Below are 20,501 nucleotides of genomic sequence, written 5' to 3'. Positions count from 1 at the left end.
ACAACCAGCAGGAGGCACATTCTCATGAGCACTGACGACGTGGTCGGACTTTCCGTGGACGCGGGACTGGCCACCATCACCCTGCGCCGTGCGGGCGCGTCCAACGCCCTGGACCGCGCGGTGAAGGAACAGTTGCTGGCGGCGGTGGAGAAGGTCGCCGCCGACGACGGCGTGCGCGCCCTACTGCTGCAGGCGGAGGGGAAGAACTTCTGCGTCGGCCAGGACCTGGCCGAGCACGTCGCCGGGCTCGAGGCGGACGCCGCGCACGCGATGGACACCGTCGCCGAGCACTACAACCCGCTGCTCCGGGCGCTGGCCGCTGTCCGCGTCCCGGTCGTCGTCGCGGTCGGCGGCGCCTGCGTGGGGGCGGGGCTGGGCATCGCCCTGGCCGCCGACATCCGGATTGCGGGGGAGGGCGCCAAGTTCGCCACGGCGTTCACGGGGATCGCGCTGGCCGGTGACTCCGGGCTGAGTCACACCCTGGTGCAGGCGCTCGGGCCGAGCCGGGCGACCGGGCTGATGATGCTCGGCGACCGGTTCACGGCGGCGCAGGCGCTGGACTGGGGGCTGGTGCACCGGGTGGTGCCCGACGCCGAACTCGGGGACGCGGCCGCCGCGCTGGCGCGGAAGCTGGCCGACGGTCCGACGGCGGCGTATGCGCAGGTCAAGACGCTGGTCTCGGCGGCATCCACCGGGCTGGCGGAGGCGCTCGAACGGGAGCGTGAGGCCGCGGAGCAGCTCGGCCGGTCGAAGGACCACCGCAGCGCGGTCGACGCGTTCCTCGCGAAGCGCACGCCCGCCTTCGAAGGCCACTGACGTAATTCGGCTCCCGCCCTTGTGTGGGCGGGGGCCGACATGCATACTTGATACCAACCGATCATTCGGTAATAGAGGTAGGACATATGACCACGTCACACGCTTCCGATGAGCTGCAAGAGCTCTTCGATGACACCATCGCAGCCGACCAGAGGGTCGAGCCGAGGGACTGGATGCCCGACGGCTACCGTAAGACGCTGATCCGGCAGATCGCGCAGCACGCGCATTCGGAGATCATCGGCATGCAGCCGGAGGGCAACTGGCTCACCCGCGCGCCGTCGCTGCGCCGCAAGGCGATCCTCATGGCGAAGGTTCAGGACGAGGCCGGGCACGGCCTGTACCTGTACTCGGCCGCCGAGACGCTCGGAGCCGATCGCGCCGACCTCACCGAGAAGCTGATCGAAGGCAAGCAGAAGTACTCCTCGATCTTCAACTACCCGACGCTCACCTACGCCGACGTCGGCGTCATCGGCTGGCTCGTCGACGGCGCCGCGATCTGCAACCAGGTCCCGTTGTGCCGCAGCTCCTTCGGGCCGTACGCGCGGGCGATGATCCGGGTGTGCAAGGAGGAGTCCTTCCACCAGCGTCAGGGTTTCGAACTGCTGATGACCATGATGCGCGGCACCGACGCCCAGCGCGAGATGGTGCAGGAGTCGGTGAACCGCTGGTGGTGGCCGGCGCTGATGATGTTCGGACCGCCGGACGATCAGTCGCCCAACTCCGAGCAGTCCATGAAGTGGCGCATCAAGCGGCACACCAACGACGAACTCCGTCAACGGTTCGTCGACATGTCCATCCCGCAGGCCGAGGTGCTCGGCGTGACGTTCCCGGATCCGGACCTCAAGTGGAACGCCGAGCGCGGCGCTCACGACTTCGGTGAGCCCGACTGGAGCGAGTTCATGCAGGTGATCAAGGGCAACGGCGCATCGAGCGTCGAGCGCGTCGCCAACCGGCGGGCAGCACACGAGAACGGGGCGTGGGTGCGGGAGGCTGCGACGGCCTTCGCCCGCCGCGAGAGCAGCAAGGAGAACGCACGATGAGCACGGATGACAACACAGTGCGCGCGGACTGGCCCCTGTACGAGGTGTTCCTGCGCGGCAAGCGCGGACTCAACCACGTTCACGTCGGATCCCTGCACGCCGCCGACGACGAGATGGCCGTCCGGCACGCCCGGGACGTCTACACCCGCCGCAACGAGGGCGTGAGCATCTGGGTGGTGCGGTCCAGTTCGATCGTGGCGTCCAGCCCGTCGGAGAAGGATCCCTACTTCGCGCCCAGCGGCGACAAGGTGTACCGGCACCCCACGTTCTACGAGATCCCCGACAACGTTCCCCACATGTGAGGCTGACGATGACCGACCACGACAATGCTTACGAAGGCCTCGTCGACGAAGACAGCCACGGCCAGTGGGCGTTCGGCACCAGCTTCGACGACCCCCTCGCGGGTGTCGACACCACGGTTCCGGAGGACGTCGACCTCTCCGCGCTGGCCGGCTACTGCCTGATGCTCGGTGACGATGCGCTGATCAGCTCACAGCGTCTCGCCGAGTGGAGCACGCGCGCACCGGAACTCGAGGAGGAGGTCGCGCTCGCGAACGTCGGGCTCGACCTGCTCGGTCAGGCGCGACTGCTGCTCGCCCGGGCGGCCGCGGCGGACGCGTCGGTGGTGCCGTACATCTCGGAGACGAGCCCGATTCCCGCGGAGGACGCGCTCGCGTTCTTCCGGGACGAGAATCGGTTCCGCAACACCCGGCTGGTCGAACTCGACAACGGCGACTTCGCTCAGTCGATCACGCGACTGCTGGTGTTCTCGACGTGGCGTCTCGCGCTGTTCGACCGTCTCCGCACGTCCCGGGACCCGGTCCTCGCGGCGGTCGCGGTGAAGGGCGTCAAGGAACTCACCTACCACCGCGACTACGCGGCCCGCTGGGTTGTGACGCTCGGCTGCGGCACGGAGGAGTCGAAGTCCAGGATGGAAGCGGCGCTAACCCACGTGTGGCCGTATGTCGAGGAACTGTTCGTCCCGACCACCGAGGAGCTCGCGCTCGCGGCGGTGGGGGTGGGCGTCGACCCGCGGGACGTGCGTGAGGAATTCGATTCCGTCCTCGAGCAGGTGCTGCATGCCGCCGAGCTCACCGCACCGACAGGCCGGACCGTCGGCACCGTCGGCGGCCGGGCAGGCCGGCAGGGATTGCACACCGAGTCGCTCGGACTGCTGCTCGCCGAGATGCAGAGCGTGGCCCGGGCGCACCCCGAAGGAGTGTGGTGACATGACCACCGCCGTGCGCAGCGACGCCCGTCGCCTCGCCGAATCCGTGCTCGACCCCGAGATGCCGATGCTCACGCTCGCCGATCTCGGTGTGCTGCGCGACGTCGAGGAATACGCCGACGGGTCGGTGGTCGTGACCATCACCCCCACCTATTCCGGTTGCCCCGCGATGGCCACCATGCGGGACGACATCGAGCACACCCTGCAGGACGCCGGGTTCGGCAGCGTCGAGGTCAGGACCGTCCTGTCGCCGCCGTGGAGCACGGACTGGATCAGCGAGAACGGGCTGCGCACGCTCCGCGAGAACGGCTACTCGACACCCGGTCCCGCGCCGCGGCGCACTTCGGGTCCGGTGCCGTTGACGCTCACCGTCAAGCCGCGACCCGTGGCATGCCCCAAGTGCCACTCGGCGAACACCCGGCTCGACTCGGAATTCGGGGCGACGCTGTGCAAGGCGCTCTACCGGTGCCTGGACTGCCTCGAGCCCTTCGATCACGTGAAGGAAATCTGACCATGACCACAGCGGTCTCCCCGACACCCGGCGCGGCGTTGCGCAACAGGGCGTTTCACACCCTCACCGTCGCCGACGTCGAATCCCTGTGCGACGACGCGGTCGCGGTCACGTTCGACGTTCCGGCCGAGCTCGCCGACGAGTTCGTGTTTGGTCCCGGACAGTCGCTCACGCTGCGGCGGACGATCGACGGCGTCGAACACCGCCGCTCGTACTCCATCTGCGCGCCTTCCGGTTCCGCGCCGCGGGTCGGTGTGCGCGAGGTGTCCGACGGTCTGTTCTCGACGTGGCTCGTGCACGACGTCCGCCCCGGCGACCGGATCGAGGTGCAGGGCCCGAGCGGAACGTTCGTCGCCGACCCGGCGGCCGGCGGTCGCCACGTATTGATCGCCGCCGGATCGGGCATCACGCCGATGCTGTCGATCGCCGCGTCGATGCTCGCCAACCCGGAGGCCGAAGTCGTTCTCCTGTACGGCAACCGGCGCACCCGCTCGGTGATGTTCGCCGAGGAGATCGCCGACCTCAAGGACACGTACGGGTCGCGCTTCGACATCATCCATGTCCTGTCCCGCGAGCCCCGCGAGGTCGAACTGTTCACCGGCCGTCTCGACGCCGACCGGCTCCGCGCCATCTTCGACGCTGTGGTCCCGGTGGCCGATATCGATCACTTCTGGCTGTGCGGCCCGTACGGCATGGTCACCGACGCCGAGACCGTTCTCGGCGACTTGCAGATCGACAAGAGCCGCGTGCATCACGAACTGTTCTTCGTCGACGACGTGCCCCCGCCCATGGAAACCCACCGCGAGCCCGGCGTCACCGGGCCGAGCAGTGAGGTGACGGTTGTCCTGGACGGTCGCTCGACCACCGCGACGCTGCCGCGGGACGAGTCGATCCTCGATGCCGCCGAGAAGTACCGCTCGGACCTTCCGTTCGCCTGCAAGGGCGGCGTCTGCGGAACGTGCCGCGCCAAGATCACGTGCGGTGACGTGGACATGCGCCGCAACTATGCGCTCGAGGACTACGAGGTCGACTCCGGCTTCGTGCTGACGTGCCAGACCTTCCCGGTCAGCGACAGCGTGACCGTCGATTTCGACGCCTGACCATACCCAGCCCGCACACCCCGGAGACTAGAATGACCAGTATCGCCGCCCCCTCGCAGGACATCGAGTTCGCCACGCGCGACCGGATCTCATCGCTGCAACTCGAACGCCTGCAGTGGTCACTTCTCCACGCGTACAGCAACGTTCCGCATTACCGGAAGGCGTTCGACGACGCCGGTGTGCACCCGAGTGACCTGAAGGACCTGTCCGATCTGGCGAAGTTCCCGTTCACGGCGAAGGCGGACCTGCGGGCGAACTATCCGTTCGGGATGTTCGCGGTGCCGCAGGAGAAGGTCTCGCGCATCCACGCGTCGTCCGGGACCACCGGGCGCCCGACGGTCGTCGGGTACACCACGGGCGACCTGAACAACTGGGCCGATCTGATCGCCCGGAGCCTGCGGGCGGGTGGGGTGAAGCCGACGGACAAGGTGCACGTCGCGTACGGGTACGGCCTGTTCACCGGTGGCCTCGGGGCGCACTACGGTGCCGAGCGGCTGGGCTGCACGGTGATCCCGATGTCCGGTGGCATGACGGACCGACAGATCCAGCTGATCGAGGACTTCGAACCCGACGCGATCATGGTGACCCCGTCGTACATGCTCACGATCGTCGACGCGATGATCAAGAAGGGCATCGATCCGGCGAAGACGTCGCTGCGGACCGGTGTGTTCGGGGCGGAGCCGTGGACCGAGGAGATGCGCACCGAACTCGAGAAGCAACTGAACATGGACGCCGTCGACATCTACGGACTGTCCGAGGTGATGGGCCCGGGTGTCGCGATGGAATGCGTCGAGACCAAGGACGGCCTGCACATCTGGGAGGACCACTTCTACCCGGAGATCATCGACCCGGTCACCGGGGAGGTGCTGCCCGACGGTGAGGAGGGCGAACTCGTCTTCACGTCGCTGACCAAGGAGGCGATGCCGATCATCCGGTACCGCACCCGCGACCTCACCCGGCTGCTGCCGGGAACGGCGCGGTCGGTGCGGCGGATGCAGAAGGTCACCGGGCGCACCGACGACATGATCATCCTGCGCGGGGTGAACCTCTTCCCCACCCAGATCGAGGAACTGATCCTCGCCGTGCCGGCGCTGGCACCCCAGTTCCAGTGCATCCTGGACCGCCCGGGCCGCATGGACGAGCTGACCGTGCGGGTGGAATCGCGTCCGGATGCCGTGACCGACGACCACGCGCGGGCCGCGGGTGAACTACAGAAGCTGGTGAAGAATAGGATCGGCGTGAGCGTGAAGGTCGACGTCGTCGCTCCCGGCGACCTCGAACGCTCACTCGGTAAGGCACGTCGACTGATCGACAACCGCTCCGCTCAGTGAGGTGATCGAAGGTGCGTCTCGGTGGTGGGCCCGCGCGTGACGACGGGCAGTTCGAGCACTGGCGTCAGGCCGTCTCCACGGCATTCGTCCCGCTCGCCGTGGTGTCCACGGCGGAGGACGGACCGGGGCGCTTCACCGGGACCCTGCGCACCACCGCGCTCGGCGGGTTGCAGCTCAGCGAGGTCGGGGGACACGCGGTCGACGTCCGCCGGACCCGCACGTCGATCAAGCGGTCCGACCCCGGCCTGGTGAAGGTGGGCCTGCAACTGTCGGGCAGCGGCGTCATCGTCCAGGACGACCGCGAGGCCGTGCTCGGGCCCGGCGACTTCGCCGTCTACGACACCAGCAAGCCGTACGACCTGCACTTCGCGGGCGACTTCAGCATGTTCGTGCTGATGTTTCCCCGCGAACTACTGCGCATCGCCTCGCGGGAACTGGGCACCGTCTCCGCGCGCCGCATCCGCGGCAGCACCGGGATGGGCGCGCTCGTCTCGCCTTTCCTGACGAACCTCCACCACTCCGTCGTCACCGGCACCATGCCGACGACGCCCCTCGTCGAGGACGCGGTGCTCGACCTGCTCAGTGCCGCGGTGCAATCGGAGGCGCCTGCCGACGCCACCGCTCCCGGCGCGTCGTTGCTGCTCGCTGTGAGGTCATTCATTGACGCGCACCTGCACGACCCCACCCTCGACACCGCCGCGGTGGCGGCCCACCACCACGTATCGACGCGGCACCTGCAGAAGATGTTCGAGGCGGACGGACACACGGTGGCCGGGTGGATCCGCCACCGCAGACTCGAGAAGTGCCGCCGCGATCTCAAGGACATCCGATTCCGCGGCGACAGCATCGGAACCATCTGTGCCCGATACGGTCTCGTCAACTCGTCGCACTTCTCGCGGCTGTTCAAGGAGACGTACGGGGTCTCGCCGCGAGCCTTCCGCGAACAGGAACTGCTGTCGACCACCGCGTGACGGCGGCAGAAATTCGGTCGCGCCGCACGGCCCCCCGGGTCACACTGAATCGGTCGTCGCGACCTGAGGAGTGGGACCGCTGGAACTGCACGAGTACACCGGGCTCGACGCCGTCGGCCTGAGTGAGCTGATCCGGGCCGGTGAGGTGACGGCGACGGAGGTCGAAGCCGTTGCGCGCGTCGCGATCACGCAGGCCGATGCCGACCTCGGCGCACTGACCCTGCCGATGTTCGATCCGGCCCTCGACCACCGGTCCGACGGGCCACTGGCGGGGGTGCCGTTCGTCATCAAGGACAGCGGCCCGTTCGCGAAGGGGGTGTCGTTCACTCTCGGCAGCCGCAGCATCCGCGGCGCGGTCGCCGGTGTGGATCACGAACTGATGTCCCGGTTCCGGTCGGCCGGACTGGTGGCGGTGGGGCAGACCACAGCGCCGGAGTTCGGACTGAACTTCGCGACGGAGCCGGTGCGGTACGGACCGACGCGCAATCCGTGGGCGCTCGATCGGGGAACCGGCGGGTCGAGTGGCGGATCCGCCGCGCTCGTCGCCGCCGGGGCGGTTCCGCTGGCACACGGCAACGACGGCGCCGGTTCGCTACGCGTGCCGGCCTCGTGCTGCGGGCTCGTCGGCCTGAAACCGAGCCGCGGCCGAATCCCCTGCGGCCCACTGGTCGGCGAGGCCGGGTTTGGGCACATCTACGAGTTCGCCCTCACCCGGACCATCCGCGACACGGCCCATCTGATGGACGCCGTCGCCGCCCCGCCGGTCGGTGAAAAGTACACCGCCCCGGCGCAGTCCGGTCGCTACGCCGACACGATGCGCGCCGATCCCGGCTGTCTGCGGGTGGCCCTGACAACCGAACCGTGGGGCGGGAGTTCGGTCGAGACGCAGGTATCGGCGGCCACGGTCGCCGCCGGGACGATCCTCGAATGGATCGGCCACACCGTGACCGAGACGCGCCCGCACTTCGACGCGGAGGACGTCGTCGAGGCGTCGACACTCACTGCGATCGCCACGGGTGCGGCGATCCTACGCGCTCCACGCAGGCCCGATCCCGCTCTGCTCGAGGCGGTCTCGCGGACAGTGCTGCAGGAGACCCAGGCGTTCACGGCGCTCGACGTCGCGGCAGCACTCGACGCGCAACACCGGGTGACCCGGTCCATCGGGCTGTTCTTCACCCGATTCGATCTGCTGGTGACCCCGACCGTCGCCTGGCTGCCGGTGCCGCACGGCACCCTCGACTACGACGACTCCCGGCACAGTGTGCGCTCGTGGCTACGCCGCATCTTCGAGTTCGGGCCGTTCACGGCACCGTTCAACGTGTCCGGGAATCCCGCGATCAGCCTGCCGCTCGCGCTGAGCAGGGAGGGCCTCCCCATCGGGATCCAACTCGTCGCGGCCACCGGCAGAGAGGATCTGCTACTGCAGGTGGCCGCGCAGTTGGAGCAGGCGGCGCCGTGGAAAGAACGCCAGCCGTCGATCTTCGTCGACTGACGCCCTTCTGTCCTTGTCAGAGCACGGATTCCAGCCACGCGGCTGTCTCGAACAGGCGTTGCTCGGCACCGGGACGTCCGATCAGCTGCAATCCGAGCGGCAGGCCCGCGCTGTCACGCTTCCCGGGGATCGTGACCACCGGCAGACCCAGGGCCTGCCACGGTCGGCTCAGGATGGGCGTCCCGGTCGCGTCGTGCCCGGGTGGAGCGGCGCCGAGCGCCGCGGGCCCGAGGATGGCTTCGTCCTCGTCCAACGCCGCGAGCAGCAGCTGTCGGGTCTCGCTGATTCCGGCGAGGGCGGCGCGGTAGTCCGCCTCGGTGGTCGCTGCCCCCGCGGCGAACAGTTCGGCGAGGGGTGCGCTGATCCTGTCGGGCTGCGCGGCCTCGGCGGCGCGTTCCCTGGCCGCCTCGTACGCCATCACCGTGTGGTGGAGTTCCGTCAGCGCCACGATCGTTGCGGCGGCGTCCAACTCACGGCACCCGATCCCCGCCGACGCGGCGGAATCGACGGTCGTCCTGAGCGCCGCCGTCATCTCTCGGGACACCTCGCCGAGCTCGAACCCACTCCACAGGCGAAGCCGGCCCGGCGCGGAAGGCACGAGGACGGGTGCCCGCGTGCCGTCGCGCAGCGCGGTCCAGGCGAAGTGGAGATCGGGCACGGTTCGTGCCAGCAGCCCGACCGTGTCGAGACTGGGACTCAATCCGGTGATGCCCGCGGTGGTGAGTTCGCCGTGGGCGGTGACGAAACCTGCGACTCCGCAGAACGACGCCGGCCTCGTCAGCGACCCCGCGGACTGCGTGCCGAACGCCAGCGGCACCATGCCGGCGGCCACCGCTGCCGCCGAGCCGCTCGACGACCCGCCGGGCGTATGGTCCAGGGCGCGGGGATTGCGGGTCGGGCCGGGCGTGAAATACCCGAACTCGGTGGTGACGGTCTTGCCGAACGGGAGCGCGCCGAGTGCGCGCGACCTCGCCACACAGTCGGCGTCCGCCGTCACCGGATCCGTACTCCGCAGCTCACTGCCACAGCGCGTCGGCATCCCGGCGACGTCGATGAGATCCTTGACGCCGACGGGCACGCCCCAGAGCGCGCCGTCCGGGCCGCCGTCCTGGATCCGGGCGGCCGCGGACCGCACCGCGTCGGCGTCGAGGTGGGCCCAGGCATGGATTTCCGGCTCGAGGTCCGCGATCCGTGCGAGTGCCGCCTCCGCCACATCGATGGGCGTCGTCGCGCCCGTCGCCAGCTGCTCCGCCAAGTCCCGGAGTGGGCTCGGTGACTGTAGTTCCGTCTTCATTGCGTCGCCACCATCGTGTCGTCGTTCGTCGTCTCGGTCTGCCCGGTGAGCGCTCGGGTGCGCATCACCGAGAAGAGGCGATCTGCTCGCGCTTTCGTCTCCCCGGACGGCGCCGACACCAGCGCGACGATGATGGACACCGCCAGCGAGAGGGGTGCCACGGCGAGTGCCGGGTTCGAGAATCCGAGAATGGAGTCCGGTCCCTGCACGACCGGGCTGAGCAGGATGACGGTGACCGACAGGACGAGCCCGACCACGATGCCGGAGATGACGGCACGCGCCGTCATGCGCTTCCAGTACATGGTCAGCAGCAGCGCCGGCAGGTTCGCGCACGCGGCGATGGACATACCCAGTGACGCGAGGAACGCGACGTTCTGCTTCTGCGCGGCGAAGGCGATGGCGACACCGATGACGCAGGTGGCCACCGTCGCGACGCGGGCCGCGCGGTGCTGAGCCTTCGCCGACACCGATCCGTTCCTGATCACCTGCCCGTACAGGTCGTGTGCGATCGCACCCGAGGTGGCGATCACCAGGCCGGACAGTGCGGCCAGAATGGTCACGAACGCCACGGCCGCGACGAACGCCAGCAGGACTCCGCCGCCGACCGTCTCGGCGAGCTGCGCGACCGCGAGGTTGCCGCCCCGATTCTCGGACTTGATCACCTCGACACCGACCAGCTTGGCGGCGCCGTAGCCGAGCACGGGAACCAGTAGGTAGAAGGCGAAGAAGATCCAGATCGCCGTGTAGGCGGACGTTCTCGCCTGCTTCGCGTCCGGAACGGTGAGGAATCGGATCATCACGTGCGGCAGGCCGAGCACGCCGAGGACGAGCCCGACGGTCTGCGACAACTGGTCGAACGAGGCGGCACCGGACGTACGCTGCGGCGCGACGAACGATTGCCCGAACTCGGCGAGCGCGGTGCTGAACGGGCCGAAGGGATTGAAGTCGAAGCGCACCAGCACGAGAACGAACAGCACGACGGCGCAGACCATGAGGAGACCGGTCTTGATGATCTGGATCCAGCTGGTGGCGAGCATGCCACCCACCAACGTGTACGCGGTGGTGAGTGTTCCGATGATCAACACGGCCACGGCGTAGTCGAGGTCGAACAGCAACGACACCAGAAGCGCGGCACCGACCAGCTGCGACACGAGATAGACCACGCTGATCACCACCGTGCTGATCGCCATCATCGACCGCACGTCCTTGCCGGGGAACCGGGTGGCGAGGACATCCGCCAGCGTGAAGCGGCCGAGGTTGCGCAGGGGTTCCGCGATCAGCAGCATCGCGAGGACGAACGCCACGGGCACGAAGACCGCGAGGTAGAACCCGTTGAAACCGGTCAGGGCGATCGCACCGGTGACTCCGAGAAACGAGGCGGCAGAAATGAAGTCGCCGGCGATGGCGACACCGTTCTGTCTGCCGGTGAGGCTGCCGCCAGCAACGTAGTGATCGGCGGCGGACTTGTTCCTCTTGGAAGCCCACGCGGTGATCATCAGGGTGACGGCGACGAGGGCCGCGAAGAGCGATGCGGAGACGAGGTTCATGGCGCGTTATCCTTTCGCCCGCGAGACGGTTCGGGAGTCGAGTTCGGCTGCCCGCGCCATGTAGTACCGGGCCACGACGATGGCGACGACGAATTGCGCGACCGCGTAGAGCCACGCCACGGTGACACCGCTGAAGACGACGCCGTCCAGCAGCGAGGTGAACCCACCGAGGATCGGCAGGGGCAGGAACAGTGCGAGGACCAGGGCGCTGAGACGAAAGGTCAAGGCGGCGCGCGTGTCTGCGAGCGCCTGCAGGTCGGAACTCTGTGGGACTTGTTCGAGCGGTGATGAGGTGACCATGGCTATTTACCTCCGGCTGCGGCGGGAACGAGGGTGGGCGTCACGGTGATCGGATCGGACCATTCGTCGTAGAACAGCCAGTCGGGGGACTCGACCGGAACCGACAAACGGTGGAATTTGCGTTGGAAGTGGACGAGGCTGTCGCCGTGTTCGCGCGTCTGCACGCGGTCCAGTTCGATGAACATCACCGAATGCGATCCCACGGTCTTGCTGTCCGCGATCCGGCCGGCGAGCACCACGTGGGCGGCGCGCAGGATCGGAACACCGTCGTCGGTGTCTTCCTCCCAGATGTCCCACTCGAACCGGTCCGCCATCGCGACTTGGGTTGCGCCCGCGAAATGCATGGCCAGCTCTTCGTCGTCGCCGGAGAGCACGTTGATGCCGACTCGGCCGTTGTTCTGGAATACGCTGTGCATGGCGCTGTTCTGATTCACGCACACGAGTGCGGTGGGCGGGGAGTCGGTGACCGAGCAGACGGCGGTCACCGTCATTCCGCAGCGCCCGGCAGGGCCGTCGGTCGTCACGATGTTGACCGCGGCCGGCAGATTCGCCATGGCGGTGCGGAAGCTCGATTGCATTGTTGTGAGTTCGGGCATTTCGTCTCCATGAGTTGGAACAGGAAGTCGTGTCACCACGTTGCGCCGGCGTTCCTGCAAGAAGGATATGACGCGCGTCGTGCGCTGGAACATTGGCGGCGACGCTACTTTCTCGCAGTAAGTCGCGTATCCGAGTAGGGGATTCCTTCAGTTGCCTACCGCTTCCGTTACGGTCGGTGTTGACTGGACGAGAAAGCAAGCCATCTGCGCGAGGCAGGATTCGATGGATCAGCAAGAAACACGGGTATACATCGTCGACGACGATCAGGAGTTGTGCGCATCGCTTGCGTGGCTACTCGATTCGGTCAACATCACGTCGGAGTACTACTTCTCGGTGCAATCGTTCCTGGACGAGTACCGCCGCGACATCCCGGCCTGCCTCGTGCTGGATGTCCGGATGCCGGAAGTCGGGGGATTCCAGCTCCAGGAGGCACTCCTCGCCGACGAATCCCCGATCCCGATCATCTTCGTGTCGGCACACGGTGACATCAAGATGTCGGTGCGGGCGCTGCAGCGGGGTGCGCTGACGTTCATCGAGAAGCCCTACGATCCGCAGCACATGCTCGACGTGATTCAGGATGCGCTGCGGGTCGCGCGTCAACGATTCGGCGAGCGACGCAACAGAACGGAACTGCAGGGCCGGATAGACACGCTGACGGTGCGCGAAAAGGAAATTCTCGCACTCGTCCTCGACGGATTGCCCAGCAAGAACATCGCCAAGGAGCTGGGTATCAGCGTGAAGACGGTCGACGTGCATCGCACCCGTATCAAGGAAAAGACCGGAGCAGAAAGCATCGCCGTTCTCGTCCGCGATATTCTGCAGGCCGGAATTGCCGTGACCTGAAATTATTCGGCAGTTTCAGGGAAGTTCGACGACGAGCCGCCCGGATTTCGCGCGCGACACACACGCGGCAATTCTGTCTCCCGCCTTTCTCTCACTCTTGGTCAGGCAATTGTCGCGGTGGTCGGGTTCGCCCTCCAATACGTCCAGGACGCACGTGCCGCAGATACCTTCCCTGCAGGACGTGTCGATCTCGATGTCGTTCTCTTCGAGTACGTCGGCGATGGATTTCCCGGCAGGCACTTCGAACACCTCGCCCGTGTCGAGTTCCACCTCGAACGCCGTGTCCGAACCGGTGGCTGTAGGTGTCGCCGCCTCGAAGTGTTCGAAATGGACCGCGTCCTCACCGACCGCCGGTTCCGCCAGTCCGCGCACCCGATCCATGAAACCTTCGGGGCCGCAGGTGTAGACGTGGGTGGCGGCCGACGCGTCCGCCAGGATCTTCTCGAGGGCCGACAACTGATCGTCCCTCGTCAGGCCGAAGTGCAGGTGCACGTCACGGCGGAAATCGGCACTCTCCAGCAGGTCGGCGAACGCGGCCTGCGCCCTCGTCCGCGCGAAGTAGTGCAGGTCGAACTGCTGTCCCCGCCGATGCAACGCGAACGCCAGACTCAGCATCGGGGTCAACCCGATCCCCGCCGCGACGAGGATGTGCCGATCCGCACCCTCGGCGAGCGTGAGCACAGTGCGGGGCCGGCTGATCTGCAACTCGCTGCCGACCCTCACACGATCGTGTAGCGCGGCCGAGCCACCGCGCGGGCCGGTCTCGCGTTTGACGGCGACAACGTACGATTCGGACTCGTGCGGCGGGCTGCACAGTGAGTACTGGGTGAGGACCTCGGTGGGACCGAGGATGTCGATGTGGGCGCCCGCCGGGTACGGGTCGAACGGTGACCCGTCCGTCCGAACAAGCCGGAACGACTTGATATCCGGCGTTTCCTCGACAATGTCCGCGACAGTGACAGTGAACATGCTCATGGTGATTCTTCCTCCGGTGCTGCGACCCGTCGCCCGCGGGCGGGGGTCAGCGCATGTACAGGCCGCCGTTGACGTCCCAGCAGGCACCCGTGACCGACGCGGCCGTCGGCGATGCGAGCAGGGCAACGGTCTCGGCAATGAAATCGGGCGAGCCCAGGGTGCCCACCGGAATCGTGGTGAGGATGGCGGCCAGCTTGTCCGCGGGCACCGTCTCGCGCACGACCGGCAGGTCCAGAGGCCCGGGGGAGACGGCGTTCACCGTGACACCCGACGGGGCGAGTTCGCGTGCGAAGACCTTGGTCAGTGTGCCGACGCCGCCCTTGGCCGCGGCGTAGTGCGCGCCGGTCGCCGTGCCACCGTTCTGCCCCGCCAGCGACGCGATGTTGACGATTCTGCCGTATCGCTTCGCGGCGAAGTAGCTTCCGAACACCTGGCAGCCGAGAAAGGCGCCGTTGAGGTTGATCTCGACGATGTCGGAGAATTCCTCCGGCGCGATGTCCATCAGCGAGCCCGTCTGCGACCGGCCGGCGTTGTTGACGAGGACGTCGATGCCGCCCCACTCCTGGAGCACCCGGTCACGGACGGCTTCGAAACTCTTCCGCTTCCGGACGTCCAACTCCACTCCGATGGCCGTCTTGCCGTCCGGATCCAGGTCCGCCGCGGTCTCTTTCGCGGCGCCGCTGTCGATGTCCGCGACCGCGACGCGGTATCCGCGGTCGTGCAATTGCTGTGCGATCGCGGCACCGAGGCCGCGTCCGCCGCCGGTGACTACTGCGACAGAATCCACGTCGAGCTCCTGTTCGATCGATAAGGTTCGGAAAGGCTGGTCAGAGCAGGTAGCCGGAGGCGTTGACCGCTGCCTGGGAGTTGACGAGCCGGATGACCTTGAGGTCCAACCGCGGCCCGCTCTCGGTGTAGCGAATGCGGTGCGTGACGTCGGCGGCGAGGGTCTGCTGGTCGTCGCGCTTGAAACCCACCAGGATCTGCGCGGACCTCACCGTGATCGAGTCCTCGGTCCGTTCCTCGACCGTGAACCGCGAGACGGTGCGGACCGTCCGGGCGGCGGCGAGCGCGGACATCGAGTAGCCGGAGGTCAGACGTTCGATACGCATGCGCCGCATGCGAGTGTCGTCGTTGACCATGTTCAGCGATCCGTCGAAGTCGTCGGTGTCCGGGTCGATGGGAATGACGTACCGGCCTTCGTCGGTCCAGAGGGCGTCCCACGCCTGGTAGTCCTTGGCGTCGAGGAGTGCCGCTTCGTGCCAGATGAGTTCGATCGCCTGCAGTACCCGGGTGTCGGCGAGTTGGGCGGTCATCAGATCAGTGCTCATCGGTCATCATCCTCTTCCACATTGCGTAGGCCTCGCGCATTCCGGTTTCGTCGGTGACGTGCGAGGTGCGGTGTCCGTCGCTGTCGAGCGCTTCACGACCCAGACCGCGGTTCACCATGATCGGCATTCCGGGTGCGCCGCGGGATCCGCGTTGTACCCGGTCCCAGGCCTCGGAATCGTCGGGGCTGCCGAACCCGAACGGGCCCTGGAAATGTTCGTGGATGCGGAGGCGTTCGCGGTTGACGATCTCCGGTCCGCCGTCCATGCCGAGGGCGATGTGCCGGATCTCGGTCTCGTCGACGGAGATCGGGCGCAGTACCCGGAAGAACGACATCGACATCGCGACGTTGGGGAAGATGTTGAGGTTGAACCCGGCGCCGTGCATGGAGCGGACGATGCGGCGGACCTTGTCGGCGGGCATCGTCTTCGACAGCTCTTCGACGATGTGGTCGAAACGCGCCTGAATCTTCTCGGTGCCGTCGTCGTGGTCCAGGTCGACGTGCTCCGGGACCATGATGGCGACGCTGTGGCCGTTTCCGAGAGCGTGGGTGACGGCGTTGTCGTCGGTCATGAAGGAGAGCATGTCGGCGGTCTCGGCGTCGACGGAGGACATCCAGGACCGGTGCACGATCGGGAAGTGGTATCCGTCGGTGGTGTTCTCCAACTGGATCTTCCAGTTTCCGCGGAAGCGGAAGCAATGTTCGCCCTGCGTCTTGACGGGGAATCCGGCGCCCTGCTTCATGAACAGGTCCATCCACACCTTCGCGTCGCCGAGGAAATCGTCGAGGGGTTCGACGTCGGGGTTGAAGCTGGCGAAGATCATGCCGGCGTACGATTCCACCCGCAGACTCTGGAGGGGGAGGTCCTTCTTGTCGAGGTCCTCGTCGTAACCGTCGGGGTACGGGATTCCGCGCAGTCGCCCGTCGAGGGCATACGACCAGCTGTGATACGGGCAGGTGAACCCGTTCGCCTTGCCCTTGGGGACCTCACAGACGCTGGCCCCGCGGTGGCGGCACCGGTTCAGCAGGACGTTGAAGTTCCCGTTGCGGTCGCGGTTGACGATCACCGGTTGCCTGCCGATGGTCGCCATCTTGTAGCTTCCGGCCTCGGGGATCTCGCTCTCGTGGGCAACCCATACCCAGGTGCGGTAGAAGATCCTCTCGAGTTCCGCCTCGAACATGTCGGGGTCGGTGTACAGCGATCCGTCCACGCGGTCGTCCGTGGCGAGGTCCGCGAAGTTGGTGTCCGTGGTGGTGGGATCCAGCGAAGTGGTCATCACGTTCTCTTTCCATTCGATTCGAGCAGTCGTGTCGCCTCGTCGAGGCGAGTGACGAACAGCTTCTCGGTCGTGAAGTGCTTGATTCGAGCGATACCGCCCCGAACTTCACACTCGGCGGTGATGCGTGCGACGAGCAGTTCGGCCGATCCGTCCTCGTATCGCGACAGCTGCTGCATGATCCACCGCCCCTGCGCCTCGGAGCCGTCCACCTCGATCTGCTCATTGCCGAGCAGGTGCACATTTCCCCGGAAATGGGAGTTCGGTGGAAGGTACGCGGTGAGCATTCCGACGATCTCCGGTCGGCCCCGATGCGTGCCGAACTTGTGCGCGTACTCGGCGCCGATGCCTTCCCACACCGCATCGGGCGTGAACAGCGAGGCGAGTTCCTCGACCGAAAACGCCACGGAGGGAACATCGCACAGTTCCATGTAACGGCACATCACGCGGTGCACGGCCGCACGGCTCTCGATGCCCTCGGCCGCGGTCACAGAGTGCATTGCGCTCACACGCCGAGGTCGACGTCTTCGCGGACGGTGAGCGCACGGCCGATGCGGGCTTCGATCTTCGCGTATCGCCACAGCGTGTACTCGCCGACCGGGGTGGTGCGGAAGAGGTTGCAGACGGCCTTGACGGTCTCCTGGGTGTCGACGTCGGCGAGGATGTAGCAGGTCCACGGCCAGCCGTCCGACGGTCCGACCAGGTGGCTGTCGTCGTCGATGTCGCCGATCACCCGGACGCCCGGTGTCTCGGCCACCGCGTCCATCATCCCGGAGAACGCCTTCCACACCAGCCCGCCCTGGCCGGTCGGGAGGTCGAAGAAGTTCTGGTTGATGCCGATGCAGAACAGGACTCGCAGCGGTGTGGTCTTGGTGTCACTCACGAATGGTCTCCTCGATTGAAACGGGGTGGTCAGATGAAGCCGGGGAACGGCGGGATGTCCATGAGCACTGCACCGGCGCTGTCGTAGATGCCGTCGCCGAGGAAGGCGTGCTGCGGCGGGACCAGGGCCTCGCGCATGTACCGCTGCATCGCGTTGCCGTCGTAGATTGCGCCGGTGCCCGACAACTGGAATGCGGTGTGCACTGCGGAAGCGCCCGCCTTGGCCACGTGCGTTGACGACAGGCGAAGAAGCGCCGCAAGCTTGTCCGGGACGGGGTCGCCGGCGACCACCGTGGCGTACGCCTCGTCGGTGACCTCGTAGAAGAAGGCACGGGCGGACCTCAGCGTCGCCTCCGCCTTGGCCAGGTCGATGCGGTAGTAGGCGCGATCGGCGAGCTTGGGCGCTCCGGTGATTCCTGTGCGTCCCGCACCGACTTTGATCGCGTAGTCGAGCGCGGCGCGGCCCACTCCGAGATTGACGACGGCCAGGACCTGGGCGGCGTAGGCGATGGAGGGGTAGCGGTAGAGGGGTTCGTCGACGGTGGGGGTTCCGCCCCGGATGAATGTCCAGTCCTCGGGTACGACGACGCCGTCGACCTTCAGTTCGTGGCTTCCGGTACCCGACAGGCCGACCACGTCCCAGTTCTCGACGATCTCGACGTCCTTCGGCCACAGCAGGGCGGTGCGGGGTTTTCCGGCTGTGGAGTCGCCGCCGCGGATTCCGACACCGAGAATGTCGGCTCCCTTGCATCCGCTGGCGAACTTCCACTGTCCGGTGATCTTCAGACCACCCGGCACCTGTTCGGCGGGTTGGACCGGGAACAGTCCGCCGGCGAAGACGAGGTCCGGGCTGTCCTTGTACAACTCCGCCTGTGTCGCGAGCGGCAGTGCCGCCAGGTAGACGAGGGCGGAGCCGAAGCTGGCGACCCAGCCCGCCGACGCGTCCACCGCGGAGATGCGTTCGATCATCCGCAGAAACTCGCTCGGGGGCAGCGCGTCGCCGCCGAATTGGCGGGGTGTCGCCGCGCGGTAGATGCCGATCTGCTTGAACTCGTCGATCATGTCGCGAGGCACGAACTTCTGGCGAGCGAACTCTTCCCGCCGCAATGCGACGTGCTCGAGGACGTCCTCGAACGACAGCGTCCCGTTCGCGGCGGCGTCCGTCGTGTCGAGGGTCGGTGCGTTGGTCATCAAATACTCCGATCGACGCGAAGTAGAAGGGGTGTGGCGTGTTTCGTGTCGAATTCACGCTATTGCGGTGGCGGGCATCACTCAATCGGTGCTTCCTCCCGAGGACGTGCAGAGATGTCGCCTCGGAGTAAAGGATTTCCCTATCGCGTCCGCGGTCCGTCCGCTCAGTAGACTCGAGATGAGCCGAAGGAGGCCGCATTGTCCGATCTCGCGCCGTCCGACTACGAACGACTCGTCGAGTCCCTTCGTTACTGCGTCCTCGTCCACGATGCGGCCACCAAGGACATCCTCTGGGCGAACCGGGCGGCGTCCGAACTGCTCGAGTTCACGGTCGAAGAACTCAAACCGCTCAAGGCGCCCGATATGAGTTCCCCGGCGAAGCGGTACCGCAGGTCGGTGGGACGGCGGTGGCTGCAGGATGCTGTCGACAACGGGGCGGCGGTCATCGAATGGACGTATCGCGCGAAGAGCGGGCGAGAAGTCCTGACGGAGGCGATCGCGATCCGGGTCGAGTTGAGTGCCCGGACCGTGGTGATGGTGCAGTTCCGCGACATCGAGCAGGAAACGTCGATGCGTCGCGACCTCACCCGCACCGAGGCCGACCTCACCCGTACCGAGGCCCGGCTGGCCGCGTTCCTGCGGAACATGGCCGAAGGAATCCTCGTCCTGGACGACGACAGTCGGATCACGTATGCGAGCGAGGCGGCGTCGGAGCTCCTGAAGGTTCCGGTGGCATCGCTTGTCGGCGAACGCTTCACGGAGTTCTGCCGGGCGGGTCAGTCACGGGAGAGCGTGCGACGCGCCCTGCAACTGACGACCGCCGACGGGGGTTCCCAGAGCCTGCGCTATGAGGTGGAACTGACACCCGAGGAGCGCCGGTGGCATGCGGGGAGCTGCCAGCACATCGGTATCGAGAACGATCTGAGCGGCCACCTCCTGCTCTTCCACGACGTCACCGAACACGTCCGCACCGAGCAGGAGCACGAACGGGACTCGCAGTACCTCAACTACCTGGCCCGCTACAACGCGATGGGCGACATGGCGATGGCTATTGCCCACGAGTTGGCCCAGCCGCTCGCGGCCGCCACCAATTTCATCGCCGGAACGCAGAGCCGCCTCGACGACGGCCGGAGCGGTCACGGCGAGGTGAGCTGGGGCCTGGGGGAGGCGCGCAAGCAGATCGACCGGGCCAATCAGATCGTCCGGAGTCTGCGTGAATACGTGACACAACTCGAGGAGTCGCAGCAGATCGTCGATCTCAACGACATCGTCGACGAATGCGCGTATTTCATCGACATCCGGGCGCGGCAGAAGGGAGTTCACGTCGAGTACCTCCGGGCGAACGACACGGTTGCCGTCGTGTGCGAACGGGTGCTCACCGGGCAGGTCATCCTGAACCTGTGTTTCAACGCCATCGACGAGATGGCGGAATGGCCGGCAGCCGACCGCATCGTGACGGTACGCACCGACATCACCGAGACGGAGGGCGTCGTGAGCGTCGAGGACCACGGCAAGGGGCTCTCGCACATCCCGGACGGCCGAATCTTCGACGGCGCGTTCACCTCGAAGTCCACGGGTCACGGAATCGGGCTCGCGCTGAGCCACCGCATCATCTCCCGCCAGGGCGGGACACTCAGTGCGCGCGAGAACGATCCGCACGGGGCCGTCTTCACGTTCACGTTGCCCGCCGATCCGAACCATTGAGCGGCCGACCCCCACGCGGGTAAAGGTTTCTTGGATTCCGTTGGGCACGATCCGGTTCTAGCGTGGTGGCAA

General features: G+C 66.8%; 22 protein-coding genes. 11 read left to right on the top strand and 11 right to left on the bottom strand.

Annotated elements, in window-relative coordinates; genetic code table 11:
- Positions 1-24 precede the first annotated feature (24 nt).
- From ACNJ7E_RS39520 to ACNJ7E_RS39480, 9 genes are all read left to right on the top strand, one after another.
- Complete coding sequence (locus ACNJ7E_RS39520) at positions 25-816, top strand: enoyl-CoA hydratase-related protein (protein WP_317569156.1); 792 nt, start codon at positions 25-27, stop codon at positions 814-816.
- 86 nt (positions 817-902) lie between these two features.
- Entirely contained in the window at positions 903-1,856 is a 954-nt protein-coding gene (paaA, locus tag ACNJ7E_RS39515) for a 1,2-phenylacetyl-CoA epoxidase subunit PaaA (RefSeq protein ID WP_005250773.1), read from the top strand.
- Positions 1,853-2,158: a 1,2-phenylacetyl-CoA epoxidase subunit PaaB gene (paaB, locus tag ACNJ7E_RS39510; protein WP_418342376.1), complete on the top strand. Its 306-nt coding sequence runs from the start codon at positions 1,853-1,855 to the stop codon at positions 2,156-2,158. The genes paaA and paaB overlap by 4 nt, the downstream gene beginning before the upstream one ends.
- 8 nt (positions 2,159-2,166) lie before the next feature.
- Positions 2,167-3,084 (top strand): 1,2-phenylacetyl-CoA epoxidase subunit PaaC, encoded by a 918-nt coding sequence (gene paaC, locus ACNJ7E_RS39505; protein WP_418342375.1) that lies wholly within the window; start codon positions 2,167-2,169, stop codon positions 3,082-3,084.
- A 1-nt stretch (position 3,085) separates the two neighbouring features.
- Entirely contained in the window at positions 3,086-3,595 is a 510-nt protein-coding gene (gene paaD / locus ACNJ7E_RS39500) for a 1,2-phenylacetyl-CoA epoxidase subunit PaaD (RefSeq protein ID WP_283351335.1), read from the top strand.
- 2 nt (positions 3,596-3,597) lie between these two features.
- Positions 3,598-4,695, top strand: coding sequence for a 1,2-phenylacetyl-CoA epoxidase subunit PaaE (gene paaE, locus ACNJ7E_RS39495; RefSeq protein WP_317569154.1), 1,098 nt, complete (start codon positions 3,598-3,600; stop codon positions 4,693-4,695).
- A 32-nt stretch (positions 4,696-4,727) separates the two neighbouring features.
- A complete protein-coding gene (paaK, locus tag ACNJ7E_RS39490; protein WP_164063954.1) occupies positions 4,728-6,026 on the top strand; it encodes a phenylacetate--CoA ligase PaaK in 1,299 nt (432 codons plus the stop codon).
- 11 nt (positions 6,027-6,037) lie between these two features.
- Complete coding sequence (locus tag ACNJ7E_RS39485) at positions 6,038-6,997, top strand: AraC-like ligand-binding domain-containing protein (RefSeq protein ID WP_418342374.1); 960 nt, start codon at positions 6,038-6,040, stop codon at positions 6,995-6,997.
- A 70-nt stretch (positions 6,998-7,067) separates the two neighbouring features.
- Positions 7,068-8,489: an amidase gene (locus ACNJ7E_RS39480; RefSeq protein ID WP_418342373.1), complete on the top strand. Its 1,422-nt coding sequence runs from the start codon at positions 7,068-7,070 to the stop codon at positions 8,487-8,489.
- 16 nt (positions 8,490-8,505) lie between these two features.
- Here ACNJ7E_RS39480 and ACNJ7E_RS39475 read toward each other — a convergent pair whose 3' ends face one another.
- Genes ACNJ7E_RS39475 through ACNJ7E_RS39460 form a run of 4 tightly spaced genes read right to left on the bottom strand, consistent with a single transcriptional unit; the run spans position 8,506 to position 12,226 of the window.
- Entirely contained in the window at positions 8,506-9,783 is a 1,278-nt protein-coding gene (locus ACNJ7E_RS39475) for an amidase (RefSeq protein WP_418342372.1), read from the bottom strand.
- The gene (locus ACNJ7E_RS39470; RefSeq protein WP_280781180.1) at positions 9,780-11,330 is read right to left on the bottom strand and encodes a solute symporter family protein; all 1,551 of its coding nucleotides are present in this window, start codon (positions 11,328-11,330) and stop codon (positions 9,780-9,782) included. Before ACNJ7E_RS39470 ends, ACNJ7E_RS39475 begins: the two co-directional genes overlap by 4 nt.
- A 6-nt stretch (positions 11,331-11,336) precedes the next feature.
- The gene (locus ACNJ7E_RS39465) at positions 11,337-11,630 is read right to left on the bottom strand and encodes a DUF485 domain-containing protein (RefSeq protein ID WP_418342371.1); all 294 of its coding nucleotides are present in this window, start codon (positions 11,628-11,630) and stop codon (positions 11,337-11,339) included.
- A gap of 2 nt (positions 11,631-11,632) precedes the next feature.
- On the bottom strand, positions 11,633-12,226 hold the full coding sequence (locus tag ACNJ7E_RS39460; RefSeq protein ID WP_418342370.1) for a flavin reductase: 594 nt from the start codon (positions 12,224-12,226) through the stop codon (positions 11,633-11,635).
- A gap of 223 nt (positions 12,227-12,449) precedes the next feature.
- Here ACNJ7E_RS39460 and ACNJ7E_RS39455 point away from each other — a divergent pair, with 223 nt between their 5' ends.
- On the top strand, positions 12,450-13,070 hold the full coding sequence (locus tag ACNJ7E_RS39455; protein WP_007301658.1) for a response regulator transcription factor: 621 nt from the start codon (positions 12,450-12,452) through the stop codon (positions 13,068-13,070).
- A gap of 15 nt (positions 13,071-13,085) precedes the next feature.
- Here the strand turns inward: ACNJ7E_RS39455 and ACNJ7E_RS39450 are convergent, their stop codons facing one another.
- Genes ACNJ7E_RS39450 through ACNJ7E_RS39420 form a run of 7 tightly spaced genes read right to left on the bottom strand, consistent with a single transcriptional unit; the run spans position 13,086 to position 18,725 of the window.
- Positions 13,086-14,045 carry a PDR/VanB family oxidoreductase gene (locus ACNJ7E_RS39450; protein ID WP_280781182.1) on the bottom strand — a complete coding sequence of 320 codons (960 nt, stop codon included), beginning with the start codon at positions 14,043-14,045 and terminating at the stop codon, positions 13,086-13,088.
- A gap of 46 nt (positions 14,046-14,091) precedes the next feature.
- Complete coding sequence (locus tag ACNJ7E_RS39445) at positions 14,092-14,832, bottom strand: SDR family NAD(P)-dependent oxidoreductase (protein ID WP_280781183.1); 741 nt, start codon at positions 14,830-14,832, stop codon at positions 14,092-14,094.
- 40 nt (positions 14,833-14,872) lie between these two features.
- Positions 14,873-15,376: an aromatic-ring-hydroxylating dioxygenase subunit beta gene (locus ACNJ7E_RS39440; protein ID WP_133985302.1), complete on the bottom strand. Its 504-nt coding sequence runs from the start codon at positions 15,374-15,376 to the stop codon at positions 14,873-14,875.
- Entirely contained in the window at positions 15,366-16,652 is a 1,287-nt protein-coding gene (locus ACNJ7E_RS39435; protein WP_418342369.1) for an aromatic ring-hydroxylating oxygenase subunit alpha, read from the bottom strand. Before ACNJ7E_RS39435 ends, ACNJ7E_RS39440 begins: the two co-directional genes overlap by 11 nt.
- On the bottom strand, positions 16,652-17,152 hold the full coding sequence (locus tag ACNJ7E_RS39430; protein ID WP_418342368.1) for a nuclear transport factor 2 family protein: 501 nt from the start codon (positions 17,150-17,152) through the stop codon (positions 16,652-16,654). The genes ACNJ7E_RS39435 and ACNJ7E_RS39430 overlap by 1 nt, the downstream gene beginning before the upstream one ends.
- Before the next feature lie 5 nt (positions 17,153-17,157).
- Entirely contained in the window at positions 17,158-17,535 is a 378-nt protein-coding gene (locus ACNJ7E_RS39425; protein ID WP_280781186.1) for a hypothetical protein, read from the bottom strand.
- A gap of 29 nt (positions 17,536-17,564) precedes the next feature.
- Positions 17,565-18,725 (bottom strand): acyl-CoA dehydrogenase family protein, encoded by a 1,161-nt coding sequence (locus ACNJ7E_RS39420; RefSeq protein WP_280781187.1) that lies wholly within the window; start codon positions 18,723-18,725, stop codon positions 17,565-17,567.
- 198 nt (positions 18,726-18,923) lie between these two features.
- Here ACNJ7E_RS39420 and ACNJ7E_RS39415 point away from each other — a divergent pair, with 198 nt between their 5' ends.
- Positions 18,924-20,429 carry a PAS domain-containing sensor histidine kinase gene (locus tag ACNJ7E_RS39415; protein ID WP_280781188.1) on the top strand — a complete coding sequence of 502 codons (1,506 nt, stop codon included), beginning with the start codon at positions 18,924-18,926 and terminating at the stop codon, positions 20,427-20,429.
- Positions 20,430-20,501: the final 72 nt, after the last annotated feature.

The sequence above is a fragment of the Rhodococcus mengyinensis genome, assembly GCF_048381435.1.
GTDB lineage: Bacteria > Actinomycetota > Actinomycetes > Mycobacteriales > Mycobacteriaceae > Rhodococcus_F > Rhodococcus_F opacus_D.
The sequence above is the reverse complement of the archived record's forward strand: the minus strand, read 5'-3'. Positions and strand labels throughout refer to the sequence as shown.

Excerpts from the sequence above, each read along its gene's own strand:
- ACNJ7E_RS39520 (WP_317569156.1), top strand. The coding sequence starts at position 25 with ATGAGCACTGACGACGTGGTCGGACTTTCCGTGGACGCGGGACTGGCC.
- paaA (WP_005250773.1), top strand. The coding sequence starts at position 903 with ATGACCACGTCACACGCTTCCGATGAGCTGCAAGAGCTCTTCGATGAC.
- paaB (WP_418342376.1), top strand. The coding sequence starts at position 1,853 with ATGAGCACGGATGACAACACAGTGCGCGCGGACTGGCCCCTGTACGAG.
- paaC (WP_418342375.1), top strand. The coding sequence starts at position 2,167 with ATGACCGACCACGACAATGCTTACGAAGGCCTCGTCGACGAAGACAGC.
- paaD (WP_283351335.1), top strand. The coding sequence starts at position 3,086 with ATGACCACCGCCGTGCGCAGCGACGCCCGTCGCCTCGCCGAATCCGTG.
- paaE (WP_317569154.1), top strand. The coding sequence starts at position 3,598 with ATGACCACAGCGGTCTCCCCGACACCCGGCGCGGCGTTGCGCAACAGG.
- paaK (WP_164063954.1), top strand. The coding sequence starts at position 4,728 with ATGACCAGTATCGCCGCCCCCTCGCAGGACATCGAGTTCGCCACGCGC.
- ACNJ7E_RS39475 (WP_418342372.1), bottom strand. The coding sequence starts at position 9,783 with ATGAAGACGGAACTACAGTCACCGAGCCCACTCCGGGACTTGGCGGAG.
- ACNJ7E_RS39470 (WP_280781180.1), bottom strand. The coding sequence starts at position 11,330 with ATGAACCTCGTCTCCGCATCGCTCTTCGCGGCCCTCGTCGCCGTCACC.
- ACNJ7E_RS39465 (WP_418342371.1), bottom strand. The coding sequence starts at position 11,630 with ATGGTCACCTCATCACCGCTCGAACAAGTCCCACAGAGTTCCGACCTG.
- ACNJ7E_RS39460 (WP_418342370.1), bottom strand. The coding sequence starts at position 12,226 with ATGCCCGAACTCACAACAATGCAATCGAGCTTCCGCACCGCCATGGCG.
- ACNJ7E_RS39455 (WP_007301658.1), top strand. The coding sequence starts at position 12,450 with ATGGATCAGCAAGAAACACGGGTATACATCGTCGACGACGATCAGGAG.
- ACNJ7E_RS39450 (WP_280781182.1), bottom strand. The coding sequence starts at position 14,045 with ATGAGCATGTTCACTGTCACTGTCGCGGACATTGTCGAGGAAACGCCG.
- ACNJ7E_RS39440 (WP_133985302.1), bottom strand. The coding sequence starts at position 15,376 with ATGAGCACTGATCTGATGACCGCCCAACTCGCCGACACCCGGGTACTG.
- ACNJ7E_RS39435 (WP_418342369.1), bottom strand. The coding sequence starts at position 16,652 with ATGACCACTTCGCTGGATCCCACCACCACGGACACCAACTTCGCGGAC.
- ACNJ7E_RS39430 (WP_418342368.1), bottom strand. The coding sequence starts at position 17,152 with ATGCACTCTGTGACCGCGGCCGAGGGCATCGAGAGCCGTGCGGCCGTG.
- ACNJ7E_RS39420 (WP_280781187.1), bottom strand. The coding sequence starts at position 18,725 with ATGACCAACGCACCGACCCTCGACACGACGGACGCCGCCGCGAACGGG.